At 31.9% G+C, this 25,488-nt stretch carries 25 protein-coding genes; 13 read left to right on the forward strand and 12 right to left on the reverse strand.

The features are described 5' to 3' along the window. Positions 1-55: 55 nt before the first annotated feature. The 4 genes from FHK87_RS00545 to FHK87_RS00560 all read right to left on the reverse strand — a co-directional run bounded on the left by FHK87_RS00545 (position 56) and on the right by FHK87_RS00560 (position 4,549). The gene (locus tag FHK87_RS00545) at positions 56-1,444 is read right to left on the reverse strand and encodes a M16 family metallopeptidase (RefSeq protein WP_140588526.1); all 1,389 of its coding nucleotides are present in this window, start codon (positions 1,442-1,444) and stop codon (positions 56-58) included. Next, positions 1,441-2,853: a M16 family metallopeptidase gene (locus FHK87_RS00550; protein ID WP_140588529.1), complete on the reverse strand. Its 1,413-nt coding sequence runs from the start codon at positions 2,851-2,853 to the stop codon at positions 1,441-1,443. The genes FHK87_RS00545 and FHK87_RS00550 overlap by 4 nt, the downstream gene beginning before the upstream one ends. A gap of 40 nt (positions 2,854-2,893) precedes the next feature. After that, the gene (locus FHK87_RS00555) at positions 2,894-3,691 is read right to left on the reverse strand and encodes an MBL fold metallo-hydrolase (RefSeq protein ID WP_140588532.1); all 798 of its coding nucleotides are present in this window, start codon (positions 3,689-3,691) and stop codon (positions 2,894-2,896) included. 102 nt (positions 3,692-3,793) lie between these two features. Further along, positions 3,794-4,549 (reverse strand): sulfite exporter TauE/SafE family protein, encoded by a 756-nt coding sequence (locus FHK87_RS00560; protein WP_140588535.1) that lies wholly within the window; start codon positions 4,547-4,549, stop codon positions 3,794-3,796. Positions 4,550-4,687: 138 nt separating this feature from the next. Here FHK87_RS00560 and FHK87_RS00565 point away from each other — a divergent pair, with 138 nt between their 5' ends. Next, positions 4,688-6,418 carry a SulP family inorganic anion transporter gene (locus FHK87_RS00565; protein WP_140588537.1) on the forward strand — a complete coding sequence of 577 codons (1,731 nt, stop codon included), beginning with the start codon at positions 4,688-4,690 and terminating at the stop codon, positions 6,416-6,418. A 2-nt stretch (positions 6,419-6,420) separates the two neighbouring features. On the opposite strand, the gene FHK87_RS00570 is transcribed toward FHK87_RS00565, so the two are convergent. Continuing rightward, on the reverse strand, positions 6,421-7,389 hold the full coding sequence (locus FHK87_RS00570) for a carboxypeptidase-like regulatory domain-containing protein (protein WP_140588539.1): 969 nt from the start codon (positions 7,387-7,389) through the stop codon (positions 6,421-6,423). A gap of 204 nt (positions 7,390-7,593) precedes the next feature. On the opposite strand from FHK87_RS00570, the gene FHK87_RS00575 reads away from it, so the two are divergent. Then, a complete protein-coding gene (locus FHK87_RS00575) occupies positions 7,594-8,427 on the forward strand; it encodes a DMT family transporter (protein ID WP_226293951.1) in 834 nt (277 codons plus the stop codon). A gap of 58 nt (positions 8,428-8,485) precedes the next feature. Here the strand turns inward: FHK87_RS00575 and FHK87_RS00580 are convergent, their stop codons facing one another. After that, positions 8,486-9,514: a M12 family metallopeptidase gene (locus FHK87_RS00580; RefSeq protein WP_140588542.1), complete on the reverse strand. Its 1,029-nt coding sequence runs from the start codon at positions 9,512-9,514 to the stop codon at positions 8,486-8,488. 332 nt (positions 9,515-9,846) lie between these two features. On the opposite strand from FHK87_RS00580, the gene FHK87_RS00585 reads away from it, so the two are divergent. Next, entirely contained in the window at positions 9,847-10,239 is a 393-nt protein-coding gene (locus FHK87_RS00585) for a hypothetical protein (RefSeq protein ID WP_140588544.1), read from the forward strand. A gap of 188 nt (positions 10,240-10,427) precedes the next feature. Further along, positions 10,428-11,288: a sterol desaturase family protein gene (locus FHK87_RS00590; RefSeq protein ID WP_140588547.1), complete on the forward strand. Its 861-nt coding sequence runs from the start codon at positions 10,428-10,430 to the stop codon at positions 11,286-11,288. Here FHK87_RS00590 and FHK87_RS00595 read toward each other — a convergent pair. Both FHK87_RS00595 and FHK87_RS00600 read right to left on the reverse strand, forming a co-directional pair. Next, entirely contained in the window at positions 11,276-11,662 is a 387-nt protein-coding gene (locus FHK87_RS00595) for a DUF779 domain-containing protein (RefSeq protein ID WP_140588550.1), read from the reverse strand. The two genes, FHK87_RS00590 and FHK87_RS00595, sit on opposite strands and share 13 nt — an antisense overlap. Positions 11,663-11,673: 11 nt before the next feature. Then, on the reverse strand, positions 11,674-13,197 hold the full coding sequence (locus FHK87_RS00600; RefSeq protein WP_140588552.1) for an aldehyde dehydrogenase family protein: 1,524 nt from the start codon (positions 13,195-13,197) through the stop codon (positions 11,674-11,676). Between the two features lie 251 nt (positions 13,198-13,448). Between FHK87_RS00600 and FHK87_RS00605 the strand changes: the two genes are divergently transcribed. Next, positions 13,449-14,213, forward strand: a complete 765-nt coding sequence (locus FHK87_RS00605; protein WP_226293953.1) for an SDR family NAD(P)-dependent oxidoreductase — start codon at positions 13,449-13,451, stop codon at positions 14,211-14,213. 188 nt (positions 14,214-14,401) lie between these two features. Beyond that, positions 14,402-17,635 carry a M14 family zinc carboxypeptidase gene (locus FHK87_RS00610; RefSeq protein WP_140588555.1) on the forward strand — a complete coding sequence of 1,078 codons (3,234 nt, stop codon included), beginning with the start codon at positions 14,402-14,404 and terminating at the stop codon, positions 17,633-17,635. Between the two features lie 109 nt (positions 17,636-17,744). Here FHK87_RS00610 and FHK87_RS00615 read toward each other — a convergent pair whose 3' ends face one another. Continuing rightward, positions 17,745-17,969 (reverse strand): hypothetical protein, encoded by a 225-nt coding sequence (locus tag FHK87_RS00615; protein ID WP_140588557.1) that lies wholly within the window; start codon positions 17,967-17,969, stop codon positions 17,745-17,747. Positions 17,970-18,072: 103 nt separating this feature from the next. Between FHK87_RS00615 and FHK87_RS00620 the strand changes: the two genes are divergently transcribed. After that, positions 18,073-18,426 carry a hypothetical protein gene (locus FHK87_RS00620; protein ID WP_140588560.1) on the forward strand — a complete coding sequence of 118 codons (354 nt, stop codon included), beginning with the start codon at positions 18,073-18,075 and terminating at the stop codon, positions 18,424-18,426. A 93-nt stretch (positions 18,427-18,519) separates the two neighbouring features. On the opposite strand, the gene FHK87_RS00625 is transcribed toward FHK87_RS00620, so the two are convergent. Further along, positions 18,520-19,404, reverse strand: a complete 885-nt coding sequence (locus tag FHK87_RS00625) for a hypothetical protein (protein WP_140588562.1) — start codon at positions 19,402-19,404, stop codon at positions 18,520-18,522. Next, positions 19,404-19,679, reverse strand: coding sequence for a hypothetical protein (locus FHK87_RS00630; RefSeq protein ID WP_140588564.1), 276 nt, complete (start codon positions 19,677-19,679; stop codon positions 19,404-19,406). Before FHK87_RS00630 ends, FHK87_RS00625 begins: the two co-directional genes overlap by 1 nt. Positions 19,680-19,856: 177 nt before the next feature. On the opposite strand from FHK87_RS00630, the gene FHK87_RS00635 reads away from it, so the two are divergent. After that, complete coding sequence (locus FHK87_RS00635) at positions 19,857-20,237, forward strand: VOC family protein (RefSeq protein WP_140588567.1); 381 nt, start codon at positions 19,857-19,859, stop codon at positions 20,235-20,237. Between the two features lie 9 nt (positions 20,238-20,246). Beyond that, on the forward strand, positions 20,247-20,816 hold the full coding sequence (locus tag FHK87_RS00640) for a pentapeptide repeat-containing protein (RefSeq protein WP_140588570.1): 570 nt from the start codon (positions 20,247-20,249) through the stop codon (positions 20,814-20,816). A gap of 43 nt (positions 20,817-20,859) precedes the next feature. Here FHK87_RS00640 and pdxR read toward each other — a convergent pair whose 3' ends face one another. Next, positions 20,860-22,356 carry a MocR-like pyridoxine biosynthesis transcription factor PdxR gene (pdxR, locus tag FHK87_RS00645; protein WP_140588572.1) on the reverse strand — a complete coding sequence of 499 codons (1,497 nt, stop codon included), beginning with the start codon at positions 22,354-22,356 and terminating at the stop codon, positions 20,860-20,862. Positions 22,357-22,439: 83 nt separating this feature from the next. On the opposite strand from pdxR, the gene FHK87_RS00650 reads away from it, so the two are divergent. The 4 genes from FHK87_RS00650 (at position 22,440) to FHK87_RS00665 (ending at position 25,421) form a co-directional block, all read left to right on the forward strand. Then, positions 22,440-23,099: a pyridoxamine 5'-phosphate oxidase family protein gene (locus FHK87_RS00650; protein ID WP_140588574.1), complete on the forward strand. Its 660-nt coding sequence runs from the start codon at positions 22,440-22,442 to the stop codon at positions 23,097-23,099. A gap of 3 nt (positions 23,100-23,102) precedes the next feature. Next, positions 23,103-23,393 (forward strand): DUF1272 domain-containing protein, encoded by a 291-nt coding sequence (locus FHK87_RS00655; RefSeq protein WP_140588577.1) that lies wholly within the window; start codon positions 23,103-23,105, stop codon positions 23,391-23,393. Further along, positions 23,371-23,919, forward strand: a complete 549-nt coding sequence (locus FHK87_RS00660) for a GNAT family N-acetyltransferase (protein WP_140588579.1) — start codon at positions 23,371-23,373, stop codon at positions 23,917-23,919. Before FHK87_RS00655 ends, FHK87_RS00660 begins: the two co-directional genes overlap by 23 nt. Positions 23,920-23,999: 80 nt before the next feature. Further along, a complete protein-coding gene (locus FHK87_RS00665; protein WP_140588582.1) occupies positions 24,000-25,421 on the forward strand; it encodes a pyridoxal phosphate-dependent decarboxylase family protein in 1,422 nt (473 codons plus the stop codon). Positions 25,422-25,488 lie beyond the last annotated feature (67 nt).

Genomic DNA, 25,488 nt, shown 5'->3' on the forward strand with positions numbered 1-25,488 from the left:
GTAAAAGCTGTCTAAAAATAATTTTTAGACAGCTTTTACTTGTTTTGTTTATTTTTTATTGCTTCAAACTTTCTTTTTCTATTATTTCTGTTACTTGTTGTTGTACCTTTTTCTTGTCTCCTACTATAACCAATGTCATTTTATTAGGGTCAATATATTTTTTAGTTGTTTCTTTAACCTTTTCTGGAGTTATATTTTGAATGTTTTTTACACGATCTTTGAGATATGATTCATCTAGATTATGTCTGTCAATGAAAGATAATTGATTAATGATGCCACCAGGAGTAGAGTTTCGTAAAACAAAAATACCTGATTCATAATTTTTAATACCTTGTAACTCTTCTTCAGTAGGGAGTTCATTTTGAAGTTTTACAATTTCGTTCTTAATTTCCTTTATAGAAGCACCTGTATGTTTTGTTGTGACATCAGCAGATTCGATCCATACACCACTTTTGTAATTAGAAATCACAGAACTTCTTGGTGAATACGTATATCCTTTATCTTCTCTGATATTACTAGTAATTCTAGAACCAAAAGATCCTCCTAATAAGGAATTGGTTACTTGTAATGCGATAAAATCTGGATGCGAAGGATCAATAACAGGCAACCCATAGTAAATTGTTGATTGAGGAGCATCTGGTCTATCAATAATTTGAGTTAAAGTAGTACTAGTAGCTTTGGCTACAGGATAATATGGTTCAGGGCCTTTTTGCCAATCTGTAAAAATATTTTGAACGACTTCCTTTACTGCATTAGTATTGAATTTGCCGGCAATGTACACAATAGTACGCTGTGCTCCATAGTTTGAATTATAAAAATTCTTTATGTTGTCTAAAGTAAAAGCATCTATCATTTCATCAGAAGAGTGAGTTCTGCCATAAGGATGATCGGGATATAGTTTTCCGAAAAAATCTTTTCTTGCTTGTGTTTGAGGTCTTGATAAAGAAACAGCTAAATTACGTTTCATGTCGTTTTTAAGTCTTTCTAAATCTGTTTCAGGCCATCTAGGATTTTTTAAGATATCACCAATTAATTTCAATGCATCTGGCGCAAATTCATATAAAACAGATGCACTAACAGTTGTATTGTGTTGTCGTACAGAGATACTTAGATTACCACCCATTTCTGCCATTTGATTAGCAATTTGTTTCGAATCTTTAGTGGTGGAACCTTCTTTTAGTAAATCTCCCATAAGGTTAGATAACCCTACTTGATCTTTTGTCTCATGAATATTTCCCGATTTAATATCTACTGTTATGGTGGCTTTAGGAATATTCCCGTAAGGAATCATTACCAGCGATAGACCATTTTCTAAATTAAGAACTTCTTTTTTTGGAAGTATGAAATCTTTAGGGGTCTCACCAATAGGAGGTTTTTCTTTTTCTTGGGCTGTCAGTATTGCTGTTGCTAAAAGTATAACTGATAGTGAAAATATTTTTTTCATGATTTTGTGTTTTCTTTGTTCGCTAAAAGAGGATTTACAGTAATGATGGTTCTGTTAGTATTTCTTAAATATTCTTTTATCGTTTTACTCATTATTTCTGGAGTAATCTTTTTAAACTCTTCTTCTATGTTATTAATTTTTTCAGGTTGATCATCAAATAAAGCAAAACTACATAGTAAATCTGCTCTACCTAATCCAAAAGTACCTCCTAAATCATCGTATAGTTTTGATCTCATTTTTATAATTGCAAGATCAATCTTTTCTTGAGATATTTCGGTATTTAGATTTTGCATAACTTCTTCAATAGAAGATAAAATGTCCTCTCTGGAAGTTTCATTATCATATGTGAAATTATACATCCATAACATAGGTCCTTTATAGTTAAACATATTGCCTAAATAATTAATTCCACCATTTACGTTTGAAGTAACCCCCTTTTCATTTTGCAATTTTTGAACTAAAAGCGCATTATCTCCTTGAACTAAGATTTGATCTAATAATCCCATTGCATAATATTCAGGAGTGTTACGTTCAGGCATGTGATATGCGATAGCTATTGCCGGTTTATTAGCTAGAGGATCATCTTTGGTAAACTCTTTTTGTTCCTCTTGTTTTGGTTCTGAAATATCTGGAGTTTCAGGGAGTTTAGAAGAAGGAATACCTCCAAAATATTTTTGTATCCATTTTTTTGTTTTACCCATATCAAAGTCTCCAACTACTGATATAGCAGCATTATTAGGGGCATAAAACGTTTTGAAGAATAGATCAACATCTTCTAGTTTTGCAGCGTCCAAGTCTTTAAGGTCTCCATAAAAGTTATGGGCATTGTACCAGTTTGTATTTGCATACTGTGGCATATCTAACCAAGGAAACCCTCCATAAGGTTGGTTTAATACATTTACTTTAACCTCATTCTTTACAACACCTTGTTGATTTGTTAAGTTGTCTTGCGTAATATCAAGGCCTTTCATTCGATCGGCTTCTGCCCATAGAATAGTTTCTAATTTATGTGAAGGAATAATTTCAAAGTAATTTGTAAAATCAAAGCGCGTAGAACCATTTAAAATCCCTCCGTTTTTCTGAATAAGTTGTATGAATTCCATTTTGCCTAAATTTTTTGACCCTTGAAACATCATATGTTCAAAAAGGTGAGCAAATCCAGTCCTGTCTCTAGGTTCATTTCTAAAACCAATGTTATAATAAACTGCCACTATTGCAGTAGGAGAAGTTTTATCCTGTGATAAGATTACTTTTAAGCCGTTATCCAATTTATAATATTCAATTGGAACTTTAAAACCAGATTCTTGTTTAATATTTTCTTCAGGTTTTAGGTTTTCTTTCTCTTTTTTGCATGAAATAATTAGTATACATATTAAAAGAAGAAAAGTTTTATATAGTACAGACTTCATTTTTGATAGATTATAATGAGTTAACTTATTATGTTTGCCTTTAATTTTTAGGATACCAATCTAATTGCACAACTTCTATATTAGGATCTTTTGATACCAATTCTTTAAATCTTGAAATATCACTTAGCCCTTCGGTACCACGATAATGATAAGGATATACTTGTTTGGGTTTAAATTCTAATACTGCATCTGCTGCACTTTCTACTGTCATTGTATAGGGCAGATTCATACATACAAAAGCCATATCTATTCTTTTTAGAGCTCTCATTTCTGGGATGTCTTCTGTATCGCCCGAAAAATAGATACGTTTATTTCCCAGAGTAATTATATATCCATTACCACGACCTTTGTTATGGTATTTTAAAGCTTCTTCTCTAATGTTATACATAGGTATCGCTTTTATAGGAACACCTTGTATTTCCTTTACTTCATCGTTATTAAGAATTACAATTTGCTCTGTATATTTTGCAGGTAATTTTTCTGCAACGGCCTGTGGTACTACTAATGAAGCTTTAGACAAATCAAGGCTGTCTAAAGTATCTATATTCATATGATCACCATGTATGTCTGTTATGAGTACTAAATCAGGTTTCTTTTTATTACCAAAGGCTTTTGAGCCTCCTGTTGGATCAACATAAATGGTTTTGTCCTCCCATTCGATAATGGCCGAAGCGTGCGTGATCGGGTCAACTTTAATTTCGTTTTCTAGCTTCTGAATATTGGGTGTAGAAGCTTGAATCGGTTTTTCTGTATCGATTTCATTTTCTTTGTCTTTGGACTTGCAACTAAAAAATAAAAAACAAATAAGTAAAAACCATGTAGCGTAGAGTTTTAACATTTGATGGGGATTTATTAAATTTTTTTGAAAAGATACATATAAAGCTAGAAATATGATAACTATATTTTATTAAGGTATCATAAAAAACTTTTTTATTAAAATTTAATCATCTAACCACAGCTTGATAGCCATTGCAACAACCATGATCACTAAAAATATTTTTACCAAACCATCTCCTTTTTTTACAGACCATCTGCTGGCGATCCACCCACCTGATGCATTTCCGATGGCAAGAACAAAACCATACAGGTAATCAATTTGATTATTGAAAGCAAAAATTGCGATAGCGCCAAAAGTATAAATAAATACAACAAGTACTTTAATAGCATTAGAGTTAACCAAACTTAAGTAGTTTATAGAAGAGAGGGCTAGCAAAATAAAAATCCCAACTCCTGCCTGAATAAAACCTCCATAAATCCCAATAAAAAAAAATGCAATAATAGATAGCCAGAGGTATTTTCCTTGTGTCCTTTCTGAGAGATCTGTAATGTTTACTTTTGGTTTGAATACCATAAATAAAACCACAAAAACCATTACTATTGCCAGAATCTTGTTAAACGTTTCTCCTTTGATATCTATTGCGATTTGCGCTCCGATTAGAGACCCTATAGATGCTGCAATTCCTAAATAAAGACCAAACCTTGTGGGTTTTATACCCTTACTTCTAAAACCAGCTACAGAGGTAATACATTGGATAAATACCCCTATTCTATTTGTGCCATTAGCTACAGAAGGGGGTAACCCCATAAAAATCAGCATAGGTAATGTTAATAAAGAGCCACCGCCAGCTATTGTATTGATGACTCCGGCAACAAATCCTATAACTACCAGGATTATGAGAAGTGAAGTTTCGTTCATTATGAATATAATTGCTTAAAAATAAGACTAAATTATGAATTTAATAAATCTGATTTCTTTTAGTGTAATTAGGCAAAGTATTGTAGATTTACACTATGAATTTATATCACAAATACAATTAAAACGTTACACAAAATAATTCCTGTTTTAAAGCTTTTTGATAAGAATCAATATAGCTTTTCTTTTTTTAGATTAGATGCTATTGCTGGGATTACTGTTGGGGTGGTTTTAATTCCTCAGGCCATTGCTTATGCGATACTTATGGGAATGCCACCGATATATGGTTTGTATGCTTGTTTGATGCCTTTGGTGCTATATGCTTTTTTGGGCACATCGAGGCAATTGAGTATTGGCCCTGCAGCAATTACGGCTATTGTTGTTATGAGTGGGGTAGGTGCTCTGGCAAAACCATTTACAGACCAATTTGTATCATTAGTGTTGTTTTTGGGCTTTTTGGTAGGTGCAGTACAGGTTTTGTTAAGTTTCTTACAGATGGGGTTTTTGGTTAATTTGATTTCAAGACCCGTTATATCAGGATTTATTTCTGCTGCTGCAATTGCTATTATTATATCACAATTAGAAGGTGGATTGGGAATTCATATTCCTGATGGGGAGAATAGTTATCAAAAGATTATATACATCTTTTCAAATCTTACTCAAGTACATTTGATTACATTATGTATCTGTATAGGTGCTATTCTCGGAATTATAGGGTTAAAAAAATGGAAGAAGTCTTTTCCTGGAGCATTGGTAATACTAATTATAGCAACACTAATTACTTATGCTTTTAATCTCGAAGAAAAAGGAGTTGCTATTATACAAGATGTTCCGGCAGGTCTGCCAACCTTTGTAATGCCCACGATGAGCTATGATCGTATGATACAATTGATACCTAGTGTGCTAACCGTTACATTTATAGGATATGTGGGTAGTATAGGAGTAGCCAAATCAATGGAAATGAAACATAGGGATCATATCGTTAGACCGAATCAAGAATTGTTTGCACTGGGGGTTTCTAAAATTATAGGGGCTTTCTTTCAAGCGATACCTTCTTCGGGGAGTTACAGTAGGTCAGCAATAAATGATGAAGCAGGGGGTAAGACCACGATCTCGACTTTAATCTCAGTAAGTATCGTTTTGATTTCGTTGTTGTTTCTTACTTCTTTTTTCTTTTATATTCCTAAAGCGGCTTTGTCAGCAATTATTTTGGTTTCTGTAGTCAAGCTAATTAACTTTAGTGAAGCCAAATATCTTTTTGGAGCCAAAAGACGAGATTTTATCGTAATGATTATCACATTTGTAGGAACACTGGTTTTTGGGGTAGAAAATGGAATTTTTATTGGGGTAATATTATCTTTTATTTTTTTGCAATATTATAGTGCAAGACCACATATTGCAGAGTTGGTCAATATACCGGATTCAAAATATTACAGAAATGTAAAGCGTTTTCCGAATGCGGTACAATCAAAAGAGTATTTAATTATCAGGTTTGATAATCAACTATATTTTGCGAATTCAGGTTATTTTAAAGATACGGTTATCAACTATGTTTCTCGTCGAGAAGTACTGCCCAAATACCTGATTTTGGATAATTCTAATATGCACGATTTGGATAGTACAGGGTTGTATGTTTTAGAGGATATTTATCTTTATCTAAAAAATCAAAATATAGAACTATTGTTGGTAGGTACTATAGGGCCGATTAGAGATTTTTTGAAACGGTCAGGTTTTACGGATAATTTAGGAAAAGATCATTATTACCTCACGATTTCTGATGCCGTAGATTTTATTGAGAATCGTAAAACACATGATAAAGTTCATGAGGTAGCAAATCAGTTCAACAAAAAACGAAGAACATTTCTGGATTAAATTTACTTTTTTTCTTCAAATAGGTGTAGTTTTAATCCCATACCATAGTTTGTATTATTCGTTTTAATTAGATTGTTATTATTACTGTATTTTTTATCAAACCTTTGCCAGGTTCTATTTTTAAAAAATACTCTTCTTGTAAAGGTTTTATAGTCGGGTATTTTATTAGTGAAAGGTAATAATGGTCTAAAGGTAGTAGATACTTTAACTATACCTTTTGGAGTTTCTATCTCGCTATATTTTTTAGTTTGTTGTAATTTTCCGGACTTATCTGCATATCCTAATACTTGTACAGAAACAAAAATTCCATTTTTGGGGATGTATACTTTATGTGATGAAATATCTAACTCAAAATTATCTTTGTCATTGCTGCTCACTACAAATATAATATCATCATATGATAATCTTTTTCCTGGGTACCCGTCACTGTTTTGATAAAATTGCATTTTGAATACAGTAGAAAAAGATTGAGGTTTTCTAGAATTTTGATTAGAAGACTCTGTTTTGATTGGTAAAAAAACAGAAGCTATTTTTGATGATTTTTCAAAGTCTCTTGCAAAAAATACAGCAATCTCAGACTCTACGGTTGGTAACCAACATCTAAAATAATCGTTGTGTACTATAGATGGTAATTTTTTGATTTTATACTTTCTTTTTTTCTCTGCAGTGATAACAACTTCTTTTAATTCTGCGATATCTTGTTTTAATACTATTTGTTGAGGAATTGATGATGTAGATAATGCTAATTCTTTATAACCTATTGCAGAGATGTATAAAGAATCTATGTCTTTGTATAGTTTTTTAGAAAATTGGAAGTTACCGTTTCCGTCTGCAAAAGTCCCATTGCCATTGCCAAAAGAAATTGTAGCATATGACACAGGTGTTTTTTGCAAAGAATCAATAATGCTATATAATTGAGAAAAACTAGTTTGTGCTATAAAAAATAACAATAGAAAAAAGAGACGTGTCATTAATGATTCGGGGATTAAAAAAACTAAAATACTAAATATTATTTGAATTTTTCAAATGAAAAACTATTTAAAGAGAGTACTTTATTTTAAAATTAATATTTAAATGACTTCATTATCTTTGCGCCTTTATTTTAATACTACTATAAGAGTCATTTCAATATAAATGATTTTACTGTTCATTTAATTCATAATATGTAATCTTTAATGAAAAAAGCTATTTATTTTATGCTTATTAGCACATTATCTTTTACGGTAATGAATCTTATTGTAAAATATTTAGCTCATTTTGGGAGCGGTCAATTGGTCTTATTTAGAGCTTTTGGATCATTATTTTTTACAATGAGTTATCTAATATCTAATAAAATATCAATAGCAGGAAATCAAAAAAAATTATTGATATTAAGAGGGATTGTCGGAGTTACATCTATGGGATTATTTTTTATGTCTGTTGACTACTTACCTATAGGTTCTGCCGTATCATTACGATATTTATCTCCTATTTTTGCAACTATTTTTGCTGTTATTTTTTTGAGAGAACATGTAAAACCTATACAATGGCTATTTTTTTTGATGGCTTTTGGAGGAGTTTTGATGATTAAAGGGTTTGATCCTAATATTAATACTTTAGGTTTGACATTAGTTTTGGGATCTGCTATTTTTAGTGGTGGCGTGTATGTTATTATTAATAAAATTGGACAAAAAGATCATCCGGTAGTTATAGTCAATTATTTTATGTGGATTTCTTTTATCGTAGGAGGAATACTGTCATTTTTTGATTGGACAATGCCATCAGGAATTGAATGGGTTTTGTTATTAAGTCTTGGAGTTTTTGGATACTTCGGACAATTGTTTATGACCAAAGCTTTTCAATCTCAGGCTACAAATAAGATAGTTTCTCTAAAGTATGCAGAGGTTATTTTTACTATGATAGCCGGAGCGTTTTGGTTTATTGATGTTTATCCTCCTTTAAGTATCGTGGGTACTTTATTGGTCATAACGGGGCTAATACTTAATATTTGGTATAGACGTAAAACATAAAAAAGGATTGCTACCATAATAACAATCCCTTTTTGGTAAAAATGTAAGAAAAACAATTTTACGGATTACAACTACCTTTATTTATCCATGTTGTAAAATCTCTTTCGAACAAGAAACCTCTAAAAGTAACTTGGTCACCAACAGAATAAGATTGTCCTGCAACCCACTCATCAATCCCATCGCAAGGTCCACTGCCACCTGGATTACCATTATCTCCGGGATATGCACTGTTGGTTCCTTCTATATCAAGTGTAGAAAGCGCGGCTCTTCTTCTTGGCAATACATTTCCATTAAGATCTGTAATTGTTGGTTGACCGTTTTTACTAAATGTATAACTACCATACATCATCGTAGAATTGGTATCAAATTCGCGAGTTATTAATTGTGCGTTGTTACTAATAAAGAATTGGTCTTCTGCACCGGGCTCAATGTTGTCGAAATTAATAATTACACTACTATCTCTATCAGACCTGTTTTGCTCATGAATATACCCTAATGTATGTCCTATCTCATGTATGATCACTACAGCAGTAGTATTGGTTCCAAGCCTTATAAAACCTCTAGATCCATTCATACCAAGAGTAGCAACCCCACAATTACAATTTTGACCATTACTACTTATAGTTACATAATTAGACTCATTTGTACGTTCTTTAAAACGAATATTTGTTTTACTACTCCATTCATCCATAGATTTTTGCAATTCGCTGCGTACAGATTGACTTAACCCATTGATGGTATATACAATAGTGTTGTCAGTCCACTTACGCACAAAACCTCCTAATGCTAATTTTCCCTCCGTTTTTTCTGTAGAAGGTTCTTCTGTAGCAGAAATTTCTATGGGAGAATCCGTTAGTTGTTCTTCAAATAATCTTATATCGGTTCCTTGAAGACTATAAGTACCGTCATTTTCTTTACTTACAAGTACCCGATCACCGAGAAAATACTTTTCAATTTTTTGTGTTTCTTGTTGCTCTGTTAATTCAGAATTTTCTTCAATACTTTCATTGTCACTACAAGCGACTAAAGATAGTGCAATAGCTAAAGCACTAAATTTTAATTGATTAAAAACAATTTTAGTTTTCATTAATTTTGAGTTTATGATTAAAAATACAAGTAATAAACTCTTTGTTTTTTGAAATTAGTGTTTAAGATCATGTTAAAAAATGAGTTAAATTCTGTTAAGTACCTTCGGCCTGGTTAATAAGATGTTTTGTGATGTAATCTGTTATTAAAAATATTTTACAAAAAAGATTAATAAATTATTAACAACACTTCTTTTTAAGATGCTATATCTTGTCTAGTAATTACTAGTAAATACTTTTTTTACATAAATAGTTGTATTTTAGAACGTTGTGTTGATTTTGATTGAATGAATTAGATCATTTTTACCAGTGTTTCTCTAAAAACCTGATACATATGTTAAAACCCCTAACCAAAAATCATTGTATTAAAAAATATGATCTAGATATATGTAAACTCTTTTTTTATACTAATTATTTAATTATAGAAGTTAAAGAAGGAGTTTGTTTTGATCATGAAAAAGCAAAAAAGATTTCAGAGTTGACCAAATTACATTTTGGAGACAGTCCGTTTGGATATATTTCTCATCGAATTAACTCATATTCGATTAATCCAACAGATTATCTAAAGATAAGAGAAGTTTTTCCTTATTTGAAAGCTTTTGCAGTTGTGACATATACTCCAATACAAGAAAGTAATGTAAAATTCGAAAATTTATTCTATTATGGCAAAATGATGATCTTTAATGATCTGAATCTTGCTGAATATTGGGTTGAAGAACAATTTTAGAATTAGAATTTAATATAGTCGGTCATTTTTTAGAAGATATATAATTACAGATTTTTATTATTGCTTCACAAAGATCTATATCGTGACTTAATCATTTTTTTTAAATATCCACTAACATTTTTGTTTTAAAGTAAAGTTTTTAACAGAAAAAGTATTGTTTTTTCATAAAAATGAAATAATTTGTGATTATGGAAAGTTTGATTAATTATTTTGAAACAATTCCTTCGTCACATCGTAGTCTTATTCTCGTGGGAGGAATCACTTTTTTCTGGTTGATAGAATATGCAGCACCACTTTTTAAGTTTAAGTATAAAAAATTTAAGCATGCATGGCCAAATATCTTTTTTACGCTAACGACAATTGTTGTCAATTTTGTGTTAGCATTCATTCTATTAAAAACAAGTGATTGGACTGTAGCTAATCAATTTGGAGTTTTGCAATGGTTAGATTTGCCATTGTGGGCTACTATCTTATTAGGTGTAGCTTTGTTAGATTTGATAGGAGCGTGGTTAGCACACTATGTACAACATGTCATAAAACCACTTTGGATGTTTCATCTCATACATCATACAGATAATCACGTAGATACTACAACAGCAAATAGACACCATCCTGGTGAGAGTATTATACGTTTTGTTTTTACTACCCTGGGAGTTTTTTTAATAGGTGCTCCGGTTGGTATTATCATGTTGTATCAATCACTTTCTGTTGTTTTATCTCAGTTTAATCATGCAAATATATCTCTACCGACAAAACTTGATAATTTAATTAGCTGGATAATTGTGTCGCCTAACATGCATAAAGTGCATCATCATTATGTATTACCATATACAGATACCAATTATGGAAATATTTTTTCTATTTGGGATCGACTTTTTGGTACATTTTCTAAAATAGAAAAGAAAGATTTGGTTTATGGAGTAGATACTTATCCCGATGTGGATTCTAATGCTAAAATCAGTACATTATTAAAACTCCCATTTGATGGTTATAGACCACCAACGGGAGCAAAATTTGATAATAAAGAATCTCTTAATCAGTCATCATAAATGACCTCACCTTTGTGAATAGGAGATAATTGTGTCATTTCATCCTCGGTATATATACGAGATTTGATAATGAACCGAAGGCCCAAAGGTATTTCTAAAGAAAAACTAGAACCTCTGCCTTTGGTTATATCTATAGTAATTTGAGTATGTTTCCAGTATTCAAATTGATCACTAGACATATAAAAATCACAATCATGAATTTTTCCTAACCAAATATCTGTTTCATTAATCATTAACTCTCCCTTAGGAAAACACATAGGGGAGGAACCATCACAACATCCTCCGCTTTGATGGAACATCAACTCCCCATTTTCTGCTCTAAGGGTATCAATAACATTTTTGGCTTCTTGCGTTATATTTACTCTTGATATCATGGAGTTGAATTTTAAAAGAAGCCCATTGCTTTTTTATCATAAGAGATCAACATATTTTTGGTCTGGCGATAGTGATTTAGCATCATTTTATGAGTCTCTCTACCGATTCCAGACTTTTTATACCCTCCGAAGGGTGCATGAGCAGGATATGTATGATAACAGTTTACCCAAACGCGTCCTGATTTTACGGCTCTTGATACTTGGTATGCCTGATGTGTATCTCTGGTCCATACTCCTGCACCCAGACCATATAAGGTATCATTTGCGATTTCTATTGCTTCGGCTTCATCTTTAAAAGTTGTTACACAAGCAACAGGGCCAAAAATTTCTTCTTGAAAAACGCGCATTTTGTTATTTCCTTTGAGAAGGGTTGGTTTGATGTAGTATCCATTTTCCAGACCTTCTATATAGGCAGATTCGCCTCCTGTAAGTACTTCACAGCCTTCATCTTTTCCTATATTAATATAATTGAGGATTTTTTCATACTGATCATTAGATGCCTGAGCTCCCATCATTGTTGTTTGATCAAGAGGGTGACCAAGTTTGATGGCCTCTGTACGCTCTATCACACGTGCTATAAATTCATCATAGATATTTTCTTGTACTAGTATTCTTGAAGGACAAGTACAAACTTCACCTTGATTCAGCGCAAACATAACTGCTCCTTCTAATGACTTATCAAAGAAATCATCATCGGCTTTCATGACACTATCAAAGAATATATTTGGAGATTTTCCTCCTAATTCTAGTGTAACAGGAGTTATGTTTTTTGATGCATATTGCATGATAAGTTGCCCTGTTGTAGTTTCTCCCGTAAATGCTACTTTATTAATTCTAGGATTTGATGCCAAAGGTTTACCAGCTTCAACTCCAAAACCATTTACCACATTTAATACACCAGGCGGCAGAACTCCTTCAATAAGTTCCATAAGTATCATAATACCTACCGGGGTTTGCTCAGCAGGTTTTAAAACCACACAATTACCAGCCGCTAATGCCGGAGCAACTTTCCAGGCAGCCATCAATAAAGGAAAATTCCAAGGGATGATTTGCCCAACCACTCCTAACGGTTCCAGAATGTTCATAGATACCGTATTGTTATCTAATTCACTTGCCGTACCTTCTTCGGCTCTAATTACACCGGCAAAGTATCTAAAATGATCAATAGCTAATGGCAAATCAGCTGCTAGTGTTTCTCTTATTGCTTTGCCATTGTCCCAGGTTTCTGCTCTAGCTAGATTTTCTAAATTATCTTCCATAATGCTAGCGATCTTTAAAAGACAATTACTTCTATACGCTGCAGATGAGTTATTCCATTCCGGAGCGGCTTTCCATGCAGCATCGATTGCTAATTCGATATCTTCTGCTGTCGATCTTGCTATTTTTGTAAAACTGTTTCCATCTACAGGAGAGATGTTGTCAAAATATTGTCCTTTTACCGGTACTGCCCATTTTCCTCCAATATAATTTTCATATTGGTTTTTGAAACTAGGTTTTTCCATCTTGCTTTTTGGGGAGGCTTGTGAAATGCTCATAATTTTAGAATTAAGATTTTAAAAATGATTATGTGGTTTTTTGCCGAAAAGGATGTTGTGTTGACAAAAAAGGAATTATCATTAAATATACTGAATTTTCATCATTTTTTTAACTAAAACTTGTTAAGATTCGTATTGTAAAACATAATAGTTTTGTTAAATATTTTGATGATTCTAAGATGTAATTTTGATTATCGCATTAAAAAATAGCAGTATTTTTATGATGTTTAATGACTTTTAGAAATAGAAATATGATAAATATTGACCTTAGAGATAAAACCATATTACTTACAGGAGCTTCTAATGGAATTGGCAAAGTTGTGGCTGAGTTTTTATTGCAGATGGGAGCGAGGTTGGCAGTACATTACAATACAAATAAAATATCAGCAAATGCCTTGGTAAATCAGTATCCCGATACTAAGTCAATGACATTTAAAGCTGATTTATCTATAGAAAATGAAGTATATCAACTTTTTGAAGATGTGATCAATCACTTTGGCAAAATTGATGTGATGATACTTAATGCAGGTATTTTTTTACAACATTCTACGCAACAAGATACTAGAAGCTGGTTTTCTATATGGAAAGATACTATGAACGTTAATTTAAATGCGGTAGGCTTACTAACCAAGCTAGGAATAGATCATTTCATTCCGAATAAAGGAGGTCGATTTATTTATGTGGCTAGTCGAGCAGTTTTTAGAGGAGAAACTGAAGAATATCTATCGTATGCAGCATCAAAAGGCGGTATCGTATCGTTAGCACGAAGTGTAGCAAGATCATTTGGAAAACAAAATATCAAATCTTTTATTATCGCTCCGGGATTTATACATACACAAATGGCAGAAAACTTTATTGCTGCTCATGGAGAAGATAAAGTAATGAATGAACTTGCGTTGAATGAGTTAACAAAACCAAAAGATTTAGCACCTTTAATTGGTTTGATGTGTAGTGGGCTTATGGATCATGCTACCGGAGCTACAATAGATGTTAATGCAGGAAGTCATATTAGATAATTTCTGGTCAGTATATTGTTGAAAATTTAATGTATTTATACGTTTAAAATTACAAACTTTTGAAAGTTAGTTTGTTGATTTGATTTTTAATTGAAACCTTAGGGAATTTGTAGTATATTTAAAATGACCAATGTATTACTCAATAAATTAAATAACAATTAAATCAACTCAAATTACTCTTAAGACCAATGAAAAAAAATCTTACACTTTTATTAGTGATGCTATGCATTGCTTTTAATCCAATTCTTGCACAACAAAATAATGTGAACCTTGCTAATGATTATCTAGACCTAAAAGGCGAAGTCATTTTTAGCTTTAAACTGAATGATAAAGCTCAATTACCATTAATCACAAAAGAATTTGCTATTGTTGACTTCGATACAAATCAAAATATGGTTAAAGTAATGGCTACAAAAAGTCAATTTACTTCGTTTTTACAAAAAAAGATTCCATTTACGATCGCTTCAGAAGATAATATTATAGGATATCGAACCATGACTTCTGACCTTCATACAAAAGCAGTTACATTTCCTCTTACCGCATATCCGACATATGATGATTATGAAAATATGATGAATGATTTTGCTGCAACTCACCCTACGCTTTGTAAAGTTGAAAATATAGGAACCACAACAGAAGGTGATAAATCATTATTGTTTGTAAAACTATCTAATAATGTTGCTCTTGATGAGCAAGAGCCAAGGGTCATGTATACTTCTTCTATGCATGGAGATGAAATAGCAGGGTATCCTATGATGCTTAATCTTATTGATCTTTTGTTGAATGCTTATAAGGATAGTAGCCATCCTAGACATATTGAAATCAAAGAACTTCTTGATAATAATGAAGTTTGGATAAACCCACTAGCGAATCCTGATGGTACTTTTAGAAATAGTCCTAATAACACTTCGGTAGCAAATGCTACGAGAGGAAATGCGAATAATGTAGATTTAAACAGAAACTATCCCGATCCTGATGATGGTCCCAATCCTGATGGAAATGCCTATCAAAAAGAAACATTAGCTTTTATGGATTTTGCCGCGACAAAACATTTTGTATTATCTGCTAATTTTCATGGAGGGATAGAATTAGTCAATTACCCATGGGATACTTTTGCAGGAGCTCATCCTGATGAAGATTATTTTGTTCATGTCTCAGAAGAATACAGAGATTTGTGTCAGTCTAATAGTCCAACGGGGTATTTTGATGATTTGAATAATGGGATTACGAATGGTTATGCTTGGTATGAAGTACAAGGGGGTAGACAAGACTATCAAATACATGCCCATAAAGGAAGAGAAATTACCGTAGAACTTAGTAATGCAAAAACACCACCTGCAAATCAGTTGGTAAACTATTGGAATTATAATGAAGATGCGCTCATTGCTTTTTTGAAGCAGGTAAACTATGGAATTAGAGGAGTAGTAACTGATGCAATCACAAATGAGGGGATAGAAGCCAAAATAACCATTGTTGGAAAAGAAAATTATGAGTCCTGGGTACCTACAGAACTTCCAGAAGGGGATTATTACAGACCTATAAAAGCTGGAACATATGATATTTTATTTGAAGCGGATTGTTATGAACCAGTTACTATAACCGGAGTAAATATTTCTGATTATGATACAGTGATCAAAAATGTACAACTTACACCATTATCAGGAAGCGCTCCAACAGGTTTAATAGCTTCGGATATACAAGCTACCACTGCTACATTGAATTGGGATAATATCATGAATGTATCTTTTGAAATTCGATATAAAGTAAAAGGAGCCTCCAATTGGTCGGTAATTACATCTGATACCAATACGGTTGATGTGTCTGGATTAATAGCTCTGAGTACTTATGAAGTACAGGTAAAAAGTAATTGTGGTTCTGGAGTAAACTCTCCTTATAGCGCTATTGTAGAATTTACTACCGTTGCTACGCAAGCTTGTACAGGTATTAATAGTTTTCCTTACAAAGAAAGTTTTGAGACAGGTTTTGGAGAATGGTCCAATGCAGATAGTAATGTTCTAGATTGGTCAATCAATTCAGGGAGTACTCCATCTTCTTCAACGGGACCTTCTGCTGCGCAAGATGGCAACTCTTACATCTATACAGAAGCGTCATCTTCGGGGAACCCAAATAAAACAGCATTATTAAATAGTCCGTGCATAGATTTAAGTGGGATTGTTAATCCTATTTTAGAATACAACTATCATATGTATGGAACAAATATGGGTAGTCTTGAAGTTTTGATTAGTACTAATGATGGAGTAAGTTATACTTCAGTTTGGAGTAAAACCGGAAACCAAGGAGATGAGTGGAAAACGGCGACTATTAATCTGTCTTCTTTTATAGGAGAAGTAATCAAACTTCAGGTTAAAGGCACTACAGGTTCTGGTTTTCGAAGTGATATAGCGATAGATAATATCGAACTAAAATCATCTATTCCAGATACAGAAGCTCCCTCAATACCTACAAATCTTACTGTTAATTCAATTAGTGCTTCAGGAGCTAATCTGTCATGGTCAGCTGCGACAGACAATGTAGGAGTCGCAGGATATGAGGTTTTGAATGGAGCAAATAGAGTGGCAGAAGTAAATGCAAATAGTTACATCATTACAAGTCTAAATGCTAATTCAACATATTCATTTTCAGTAAAAGCTAAAGATGCAGCTGGGAATACTTCTTCTGCAAGTCAAGAAGTTACATTTACTACATTAGAGAATACAGTGGCATATTGCGATTCAAAAGGAAATAATTCAAGTTTTGAATATATAGATTATGTCAATTTGGGAGGAATATCTAATATTTCAGGTACAAATTCTGGATATGGTAATTTTGTTAATCTGGTTGGAGCAGTTAATTATGGAACAAATACTATTGTAATAAGAGCCGGGTTTGCAAATACAGCATATAGAGAATATTGGAGTTCCTGGATAGATTATAATCAAGATGGTACTTTTGATAATTCAGAACAACTGTTTACAACTATTTCTAATGCTAATACTGATCAATCTTTTGATTTTGATGTGCCTAATACAGCAATATCGGGTGTTACAAGAATGAGAATTTCTATGAAATATGCTTCAGAGCCTTCTGCATGTGAAACTTTTTCTTTTGGGGAGGTAGAAGATTACTCGGTAGATATAGGAAATAGTTTTCTTGCTCAAAAATATGATGGTTATCAAACCACAAAGCCAAAGAGTATCTTCTTGTATCCTAATCCCGTAATTGGAGGAGAATTATTTTTGGATGCAAAAGGATATAAAATTACTTCATATACTATTATAAATTACCTAGGTCAGGTCGTTGCTAAAAATCAATTAAAAGAGAATACTAGCAGTATCGATGTATCTGATTTATCAAAAGGAATCTATATGATAGAAATAGATGCTGATTTGGTCAAAAAAATAAAACGATTTAGTATTAGATAGGTAGGATTAATTTTGTTTAAAAATAGCATTTTAGAATAAGGTTAGAGAGCAGGAGCTTTTTGACCTTATTTTTTTAGAATAATATTCAAAATAGAATATGAGATAAGAGTTACTTTTCTTCCTTGAAATCAATAATATCTTTGATGTCTACTTCCATATAATCTGCAATTTTCTTTAATCTGGAAAAATCTTTTGCCAGATCTTTTCTTTTTACAACATAGTCCCCGGCTTGTGGACTCACACCCAAAGCCTTTGAGATACCGTAAACCGTTTTAGCTCCTTTACTACGTTTTAGGAGCTTTTTTAATTTCTTATTTGTCATAAAAACAAACATACAAATTTTATTTGAATATTAAAATAAATTTTTAATAAAAAAATATTTGATTATTAAAAAAATATATGTATATTCGTGAACACACAAATAAAATCATCTAACTATGAAAAAACTCCTCACAACACTGTTTCTGTGCGCCTTGGTTTTTAATACTTTTGGTGCAGAACTAACCCCTGAATCTGGTTGGAATAATGATAAAAAAGACAAGAAAAAAGAGAAAGCAAATAAGGCTTCTGAGAGTCGAAATATTCACTCTATCAAAAAATGGAAAATAACTGTCGAATACCTAAATGGTAATGTAATTTCAAAAACTATTGTAGTTCGCAAAAATTCTGGAGTAAGTGCAATAGATGCAGCTTTTGAAGAGGCAGAAAAATATCTCGGAAATATTAAAAATGTAAAAGAATATAGTGTATCACCTGTTCCTTCTTCTTATGTGGTTTTGGCTGGTGATTAGATAATTTATACCCTGAACTTACCTATATGTAATGTTAAAAGAGAGGTGGCTATGCTTTAACCTCTCTTTTTTTATAGACTATTTGGCATGTTTTTAAAACTTAATATTTAGATTAACCGTAGTAATTTCTATTTCGGCATATCTAGAATTTGGATCATATCCATTACGATAAGTAGCGCCAATGCTTACATTTTGTTGTTTCCCTGGATAGTAATTTAATGAAAGGCTAAGTATGGGTAAGTCTTTTTTGAGATTAGTACTGTCACCAAGAACTCTTTTATAGGTTCCATCGAATAAAAATTGAATTGATTGTGGCATTGCCCAATATTCTACAAATAGTCTTGCGAATAAAGCAGAAAAAGTTTCAGTCTCTCCACTTGTGATTAGATCAGGAACCTCATTATATTCGTAACCAAAATAAGGGTAGTAAACACCTTTGTAGTCTGCATTTTCGTTTTTGAATCTCCATGATACTCCTGGTAAAAAAGAATATTCAGGATCACCTACAAATGATAATTGACCAACATATCTAGGCTCATTCTCTCCATTTAACAGATTTCTTTTGAAAGAAAAATTCGACAATAAATATGGTTTTAGCATATAGCTTTGTCCAAAATAATATTCTCCATGAACAGCAAGACTTATGATGTCTTTTTCATCAGCCTCGTTAGACGATTTGTGCCATTCTGCAACCGGATATAATAAAAGAACAGATTTTGTATGTGTTAGTAACTCTATTTCTGAAATTTTTGCTGCTATATCAATATTAAAAAAATCACTACTTGATTTATGATCTTCATATAGACTAAAAGCAGCCGGTCTATTTTCATTCATAGATCCATCAAATGATTTTCTGATACTTATATTATTTTTTTCAAACCAGTTAGCTACTTTGTTTTGAGATGATGAGGTTAAAGAAACTAAAAAGAAGGCTATTGTATATAAAAAGGATGAATATTTAAGCTTTGATATTGTCATTACGCGTTTATTTTTTCATTTATCAATGTGCATAAATACGCTACTGATACATTATTTTTTTTTATCTCAGAGGCTAAAACTGTTTTTTCTGGCTGAAAGTTTTTTACATATCCTCTTAATGCTAAGGTCATACTAATAAGTTGTGGAGTATTCATTTTTAAAGGATTGCCTTTTAAAAGAAAAGCATTGTCAAGTTTATCAACAGGAAATCTGGAAAATTTTGAAATAAAGTCTTTAACGTCTTCAAAAACCTCAGACTTGCTTGGTTTTTTCATAAAAAAATGTTTTGATTTTATAGCAGTTAAAATTAAGGATTTACCCAAGATTTTGTGACATTTTATTTCGTTAATTACTGTATTTTACAAGTGTAATTTTTAATTTGATTATATTGCTCTTTAGTTCTAATTTTTATTGTAATATTAAAGAATAAGAACTTTTTATTGAATATCAGCATGAAATTGAATCAAGTTACTGTACCTTCCTTGGATGTAAAAAAGTCTATTTCTTTTTACAAAAAACTAGGTTTACGATTAATTGTTGAGGCGCTGCCTCATTATGCTCGTTTTGAATGCGTTGAAGGAGATTCAACATTTTCAATTCATGAGGTAGAAACGTTACCTGTTGGTGATGGAGTATATGTATATTTTGAGACTGAAAATCTAGATGAAGAAGTTAGTCGTTTGGTTGCAGAGGGTATTCAATTTGAACACTTACCCAAAGATCAGACATGGTTATGGAGAGAAGCACGTCTTAAAGATCCCGACCATAATCAAATTATACTTTTCTTTGCAGGAGATAACAGAAAAGATCCACCTTGGCGAATTGATGAATAATTCTTCTCTATGAATCCTATACTATTTGATAAATCATTTGAAGATCAAGATTTTTCTAATCAAAAGTTACTAGCAAAAGAGTATGATAACTGCACGTTTGTTAATTGTAACTTTACAAAAACGAATATGTCAGGAGTGACATTTCTAGAATGTACATTTGACACTTGTAAATTTGAATCAGTTTTGATTAAACATACTTCTTTACAAGAGATTGTATTCAAAGATTGCAAATTACTTGGAATCGACTTTAGTCTTTGTAATGATTTTATGTTTTCAGTAGAATTTGATCATTGTAATTTAGACCTTACATCTTTTTTTAATTTAAAAATGAAAAATACTATATTTTCTAATTGTAGTATTAAACAGGCTGATTTTACTAAAAGTGATCTTACAAATTCGGTGTTTAATGATTGTGATTTATATCGTTCTACTTTTCAAAATACAATATTGAATGCCGTGGATTTTAGAACGGCAAAAAATTATACCATTGATCCAGAGATAAATATGCTTAAGAAAGCAAAATTTACTTCATCTGGATTATACGGGTTGTTATCAAAATATGATATTGTTATAGAGTAGAAGTGGTGTTAGTATTGTTTACTTTTTTACTTTGATTTTTGATTCATAAAGTTTCTTCATTAAGGGAATCGAACACCTTTGCCATTCGATCGACAAACTCACGTGCTTCTTCTTTGTTTAGTGATGCAAACCCTATTCTGATCCCATTGTGGCGAGAATTATCATTATCATATCGTTTCCATTCATGGTTTAAAACGAGATTATGTTGTTCTGCTATTTTTACAACATCATCCCAATGATACTTTTGATGTAGCCTAACCCATATTGCCATCCCTCCATTTGGAATATCAAAGTCAAAATAATCTCCCAATTTTTCTTTGAATAAAGAACAAAACAAGTCACGTCTTTCTTTATAGATTTTCAAAACTTTATTACAATGTCTTTGTACATCACCATTTATGATCATTTTGGCAAGAGTTTGCTCTAAAAGTGTATCTCCCTGACGATCAATAATCCTTCTTAACCGTGCAGCTTCATCCACAAAATCTTTTGGTGCAATTAAGTACCCAATTCGCATTGCAGGAGCTATGATTTTTGTAAATCCTCCTATGTAAATCACATTTCCGCTATAATCATTGCTAGCTAAAGGTAGAATAGGGGCGTGACTGTAATGAAAATCATAATCATAATCATCCTCTATAATGGCAAAACGATATTGTTTTGCTAATTCTAATAAGTGCATTCGTCTTTCTGCAGAAAGTGTAACTGTTGTAGGATGATGGTGGTGAGAGGTGGTGTATACAACATCTATAGTTTTATTCTTACAGACATTTTCTATAGCTACAGTATCCAAGCCGTTCTTATCTACAGGAACTTGATGCAAAATACCACCAGCTTCTTGAAAAGTATTATCAGCAGTCATATAATTTGTTGTACCAATAATAATATTCTTCTTTTTGTGAAGTAAAAGTTGACTAGCCAGATAAATTCCCATTTGACTTCCTCTGGTAATCAAAATATTATCTTTATCAATATGCAAACCTCTCGTTTGATTTAGATAAGAAACCAAAGCATTTCTAAGTTCATCATTTCCATATATAGAGCGATATCCTAATAAACTTTTGTGATATGTTTTTTGCGTAATGTTGCGATATGTTTTAGCAATTTCATCTATAGGCGCTAATCTATTGTCAGGAACACCATCATCTATTCTAAGAATTTCTTTTTTATAAACAGTATTAGGCTTGCGATATAAATAAGGTCTTTTATGAAATGAAAAATTACTCTTATCATTTTTATACACCTCGTTAATAGTCTTAGAAAAGTTTTGCGTTTTGATGATAGGCAATGTATTACTTACAAAAGTACCTTTGGCTGGCACTGTTTTGATCCATCCTTGTGCAATCAATTCATCATACGCGGCAATAACGGTTTTTCTATGAATATTCAGATCTTCTGCAAGTTTTCGAGTACCAGGTAATCTTGTAGACGGAGGTAATTTTCCTGATTTGATGAACCCAATGATTTGATCACATATCTGCAAATACAGATTACGATTACTATCACGATCTAAAATGATATTTTTTTTAAAAGGAAACATAACCGGACTATTTGGTATTTGAAAACTGGGTTGCTATAACACACCATAAAACTATTAGTTTTACACTATAAAATCAAATAATAATGTCAGAGTATTCAGTTTCAAAATTAAATAAAGTAGTAAGAGGTCCAAAAAGAGCAAGTTATGATGTGGCTACTATTAATACTATTTTAGACGATGCTTTTTTATGTCATATCGGTTATGTTTACAATGGAGAGGCAATTGTGATCCCAACAGCATATGGTAGAAAAGGCAATAAAATTTATATCCATGGATCATTAAAGAATAGGATGATGCTAAGTTTATTAGCTTCGGGGAAAGCTAGTATTTCTGTAACTCACCTTGATGGTTTGGTACTGGCAAGATCGGCGTTTCATCATTCTGCAAATTATCGTTCTGTAACTATTTTTGGTCATGTTGAAAAAATAGAAGATCCAACAGAAAAAATGGAAGCTCTTGCCTGTATTTTAAATCATATGGTTCCAGAACATTGGGATAATGTAAGACCTCCAAATCAAAAAGAGTTTAAAGCGACTTTGGTTATGGCAATTACTATAGATACAGCTTCTGCAAAGACTAGGGCAGAAGGAGTAAATGATGAAGCAGAAGATTATGAAACATCATATTGGGCAGGTGTAGTACCTATCAAACAAGTTGCTTTTGATGCTATTGCTGACGAAACTTTATCAGAGACCATTAAAATGCCAAAATCTGTAGAGAATTATATTCAAAAAAATAAATAATCAATGTTAGCAATACGACCTACCTGCGAGAATTGTAATAAAAGCTTACCAAGTGATAGCGATGAAGCAATGATTTGTACTTTTGAATGTACATTTTGTAAAGATTGTGTAGAACATATTTTACACAATGTATGTCCTAATTGCGGAGGTGGTTTTGAAAAAAGACCAATTCGACCCAAAAATGCTATTAAAAAATATCCAGTGAGTACAACCATAGTGTATAAGCCCATTGATGAAAATAGTTTTAATACATTACTTTTAAAATATAAAGATGTCCATCCAGAAAAACGATAACACTATAGTAATTCACAAAGCAAGTATAGACGATCAAAAAATCATCGCTGATTTAGGTAAAAAGACGTTTGACCAATCATATGGAACTTTTTTCAAGAATAAGAAAAACCTTTCTGAATATCTTGAATCCTCATTTTCTTTAGATAAAATAGCAAACAGTCTAGAGAAATCGGATAATTTATACTGGTTGGTGAGAGATAAACAAGATGATGCTCCTATTGGGTATGCGAAGGTAAAGTTAAACTCTCCTTCAGAATTTATAGATAGTAATCATGTATCCAAATTACAACGAATTTATCTGTTAAAAGGGTATGAAGGTAAGGGAATTGGGAGTGAACTTCATCATTTTATTTTAGAAGAAGTAACCAAAACTGATAGCACTCACATTTGGTTATCAAATCTGAAAATCAAATCGCAAGCAGTCGCTTTTTATAAGGGTAAATCGTATCAAATTGCAGGAGAACATCGATTCACAATAGGTGATGAAACATTTGATTTTTGGGCAATGTATAAATGCTTAAAATAATACTTTTTTAAAATGAACTATTTCATTTTATTAATCTGAAAATCAGTAGTGTAAATTAAATCTAGAAAACTAAAACAACTTTGAGACAAGATATTAACAATTGGTTTATATCTCCGAATGGAGAGAACACAGAATATGTTACAGATTTTTTTTCAGAAATCATTGCCCAGCTGATTGATAATAGTAGTAATAGATCTCAGGAAGAATTAGTGCCTTTGTTAAGAGAGGATTTTTCATTTATAAACGAATTAGAAGAACCTCATGATTTAGCACAGATTTTACAAAAGTTATCTACTATTTATGATAATAGTATGAATGCTTCTTCGGTAGGGTATATTGGGCAAATGGACTCTATCCCAAACATTGGTGCGATAGTAGGAGATTTGATTACAGCAAGTATTAATAATAATATGCTAGCTAATGAAATGAGTCCCTTTTTGACATGGCTAGAACAAGAGTTGATTCAGGTCTTTTGCAGGTGGTTTGGATTTGATAAGAGAGCAGGAGGTGTGATGACTAGTGGAGGTACTTTGGCAAATATTCAAGCGCTATTAGTAGCACGAAATATAAAATTAAACAGTAAAGATGGTAATGTTTACAATAGTAGTAAGCAACCGGTTTTTTTTGCTTCAGAACACTGTCATTCATCAATCCTGAAGGCGGGAATGTTTTTGGGGATAGGAACAGAGAATGTAATTAAAGTAAAAACCGATAACCGGGGAAAAATATCTATTGATTGTTTACGATCTGATATTGACCGCTCTTTACAAGAAGGAAAAATGCCTTTTGCCATAGTTTCTACTTTTGGTACTACAAACTCCGGATCCTTAGATGAAGTAGATGAGATACAATCAATATGTAATCAATATCATCTTTGGCATCATATAGATGCTGTCTATGGGGGTGCAATGACCTTATCAGAAAATCAAAAACATATATGCCCATCTTTTGAACATGCAGATTCAGTTAGTTTTAATCCACAAAAATGGATGTTTGTATCTAAAACCTGTTCGATATTGATATTTAAAAATAACAAACAATTTCAAAATAGTTTTAGGATTGCTGCTCCATATACAAGTGAGACTAATGCAATAAATTTAGGCGAATTCGGAATTCAGGGAAGTAGGCATACTTCAGTTTTAAAATTATGGTTATCTGTTTACTTGATAGGGAAAAAATCTTTTGGTAAGATTATAGATCTTAATATGAAGATTACAAAATCCTTTACAGCATTTGTTTTACAAAATGAGCATTTAGAATTATATACAAAACCAGAATTAAATATTTTACTTTTCAGGCCTAAGAAAAGGGTAGGGCAATCAGAAAAAGAATATAAAAAGTCGTTATCAGACTTTCAAAATTATCTTTATCACAAATATATATATATAAGTTTAATCCCATGGAAAAATGAAATGTGGCTCAAATGTATTTTCTTGAATCCCTATTTTGATGATAACGAATTGAAAAAATTAAAGGAAATTATAGAGGCGTATTTTGAGTGATATATACAATCTCTTATGAATATAATTTTCTTACTTGGTTTTATAGAATAGAGTTTAGACTAGTCTT

Origin of the sequence: Aquimarina algicola, from assembly GCF_006443095.1 — a bacterium.
Classification (GTDB): domain Bacteria; phylum Bacteroidota; class Bacteroidia; order Flavobacteriales; family Flavobacteriaceae; genus Aquimarina; species Aquimarina algicola.

Bases quoted from the DNA above. Each gene is read 5' to 3' on its own strand.
- FHK87_RS00545 (WP_140588526.1), bottom strand. From the start codon at position 1,444: ATGAAAAAAATATTTTCACTATCAGTTATACTTTTAGCAACAGCAATA.
- FHK87_RS00550 (WP_140588529.1), bottom strand. From the start codon at position 2,853: ATGAAGTCTGTACTATATAAAACTTTTCTTCTTTTAATATGTATACTA.
- FHK87_RS00555 (WP_140588532.1), bottom strand. From the start codon at position 3,691: ATGTTAAAACTCTACGCTACATGGTTTTTACTTATTTGTTTTTTATTT.
- FHK87_RS00560 (WP_140588535.1), bottom strand. From the start codon at position 4,549: ATGAACGAAACTTCACTTCTCATAATCCTGGTAGTTATAGGATTTGTT.
- FHK87_RS00570 (WP_140588539.1), bottom strand. From the start codon at position 7,389: ATGACACGTCTCTTTTTTCTATTGTTATTTTTTATAGCACAAACTAGT.
- FHK87_RS00575 (WP_226293951.1), top strand. From the start codon at position 7,594: ATGAAAAAAGCTATTTATTTTATGCTTATTAGCACATTATCTTTTACG.
- FHK87_RS00580 (WP_140588542.1), bottom strand. From the start codon at position 9,514: ATGAAAACTAAAATTGTTTTTAATCAATTAAAATTTAGTGCTTTAGCT.
- FHK87_RS00585 (WP_140588544.1), top strand. From the start codon at position 9,847: ATGTTAAAACCCCTAACCAAAAATCATTGTATTAAAAAATATGATCTA.
- FHK87_RS00590 (WP_140588547.1), top strand. From the start codon at position 10,428: ATGGAAAGTTTGATTAATTATTTTGAAACAATTCCTTCGTCACATCGT.
- FHK87_RS00595 (WP_140588550.1), bottom strand. From the start codon at position 11,662: ATGATATCAAGAGTAAATATAACGCAAGAAGCCAAAAATGTTATTGAT.
- FHK87_RS00600 (WP_140588552.1), bottom strand. From the start codon at position 13,197: ATGAGCATTTCACAAGCCTCCCCAAAAAGCAAGATGGAAAAACCTAGT.
- FHK87_RS00605 (WP_226293953.1), top strand. From the start codon at position 13,449: ATGATAAATATTGACCTTAGAGATAAAACCATATTACTTACAGGAGCT.
- FHK87_RS00610 (WP_140588555.1), top strand. From the start codon at position 14,402: ATGAAAAAAAATCTTACACTTTTATTAGTGATGCTATGCATTGCTTTT.
- FHK87_RS00615 (WP_140588557.1), bottom strand. From the start codon at position 17,969: ATGTTTGTTTTTATGACAAATAAGAAATTAAAAAAGCTCCTAAAACGT.
- FHK87_RS00620 (WP_140588560.1), top strand. From the start codon at position 18,073: ATGAAAAAACTCCTCACAACACTGTTTCTGTGCGCCTTGGTTTTTAAT.
- FHK87_RS00625 (WP_140588562.1), bottom strand. From the start codon at position 19,404: ATGACAATATCAAAGCTTAAATATTCATCCTTTTTATATACAATAGCC.
- FHK87_RS00630 (WP_140588564.1), bottom strand. From the start codon at position 19,679: ATGAAAAAACCAAGCAAGTCTGAGGTTTTTGAAGACGTTAAAGACTTT.
- FHK87_RS00635 (WP_140588567.1), top strand. From the start codon at position 19,857: ATGAAATTGAATCAAGTTACTGTACCTTCCTTGGATGTAAAAAAGTCT.
- FHK87_RS00640 (WP_140588570.1), top strand. From the start codon at position 20,247: ATGAATCCTATACTATTTGATAAATCATTTGAAGATCAAGATTTTTCT.
- pdxR (WP_140588572.1), bottom strand. From the start codon at position 22,356: ATGTTTCCTTTTAAAAAAAATATCATTTTAGATCGTGATAGTAATCGT.
- FHK87_RS00650 (WP_140588574.1), top strand. From the start codon at position 22,440: ATGTCAGAGTATTCAGTTTCAAAATTAAATAAAGTAGTAAGAGGTCCA.
- FHK87_RS00655 (WP_140588577.1), top strand. From the start codon at position 23,103: ATGTTAGCAATACGACCTACCTGCGAGAATTGTAATAAAAGCTTACCA.
- FHK87_RS00660 (WP_140588579.1), top strand. From the start codon at position 23,371: ATGTCCATCCAGAAAAACGATAACACTATAGTAATTCACAAAGCAAGT.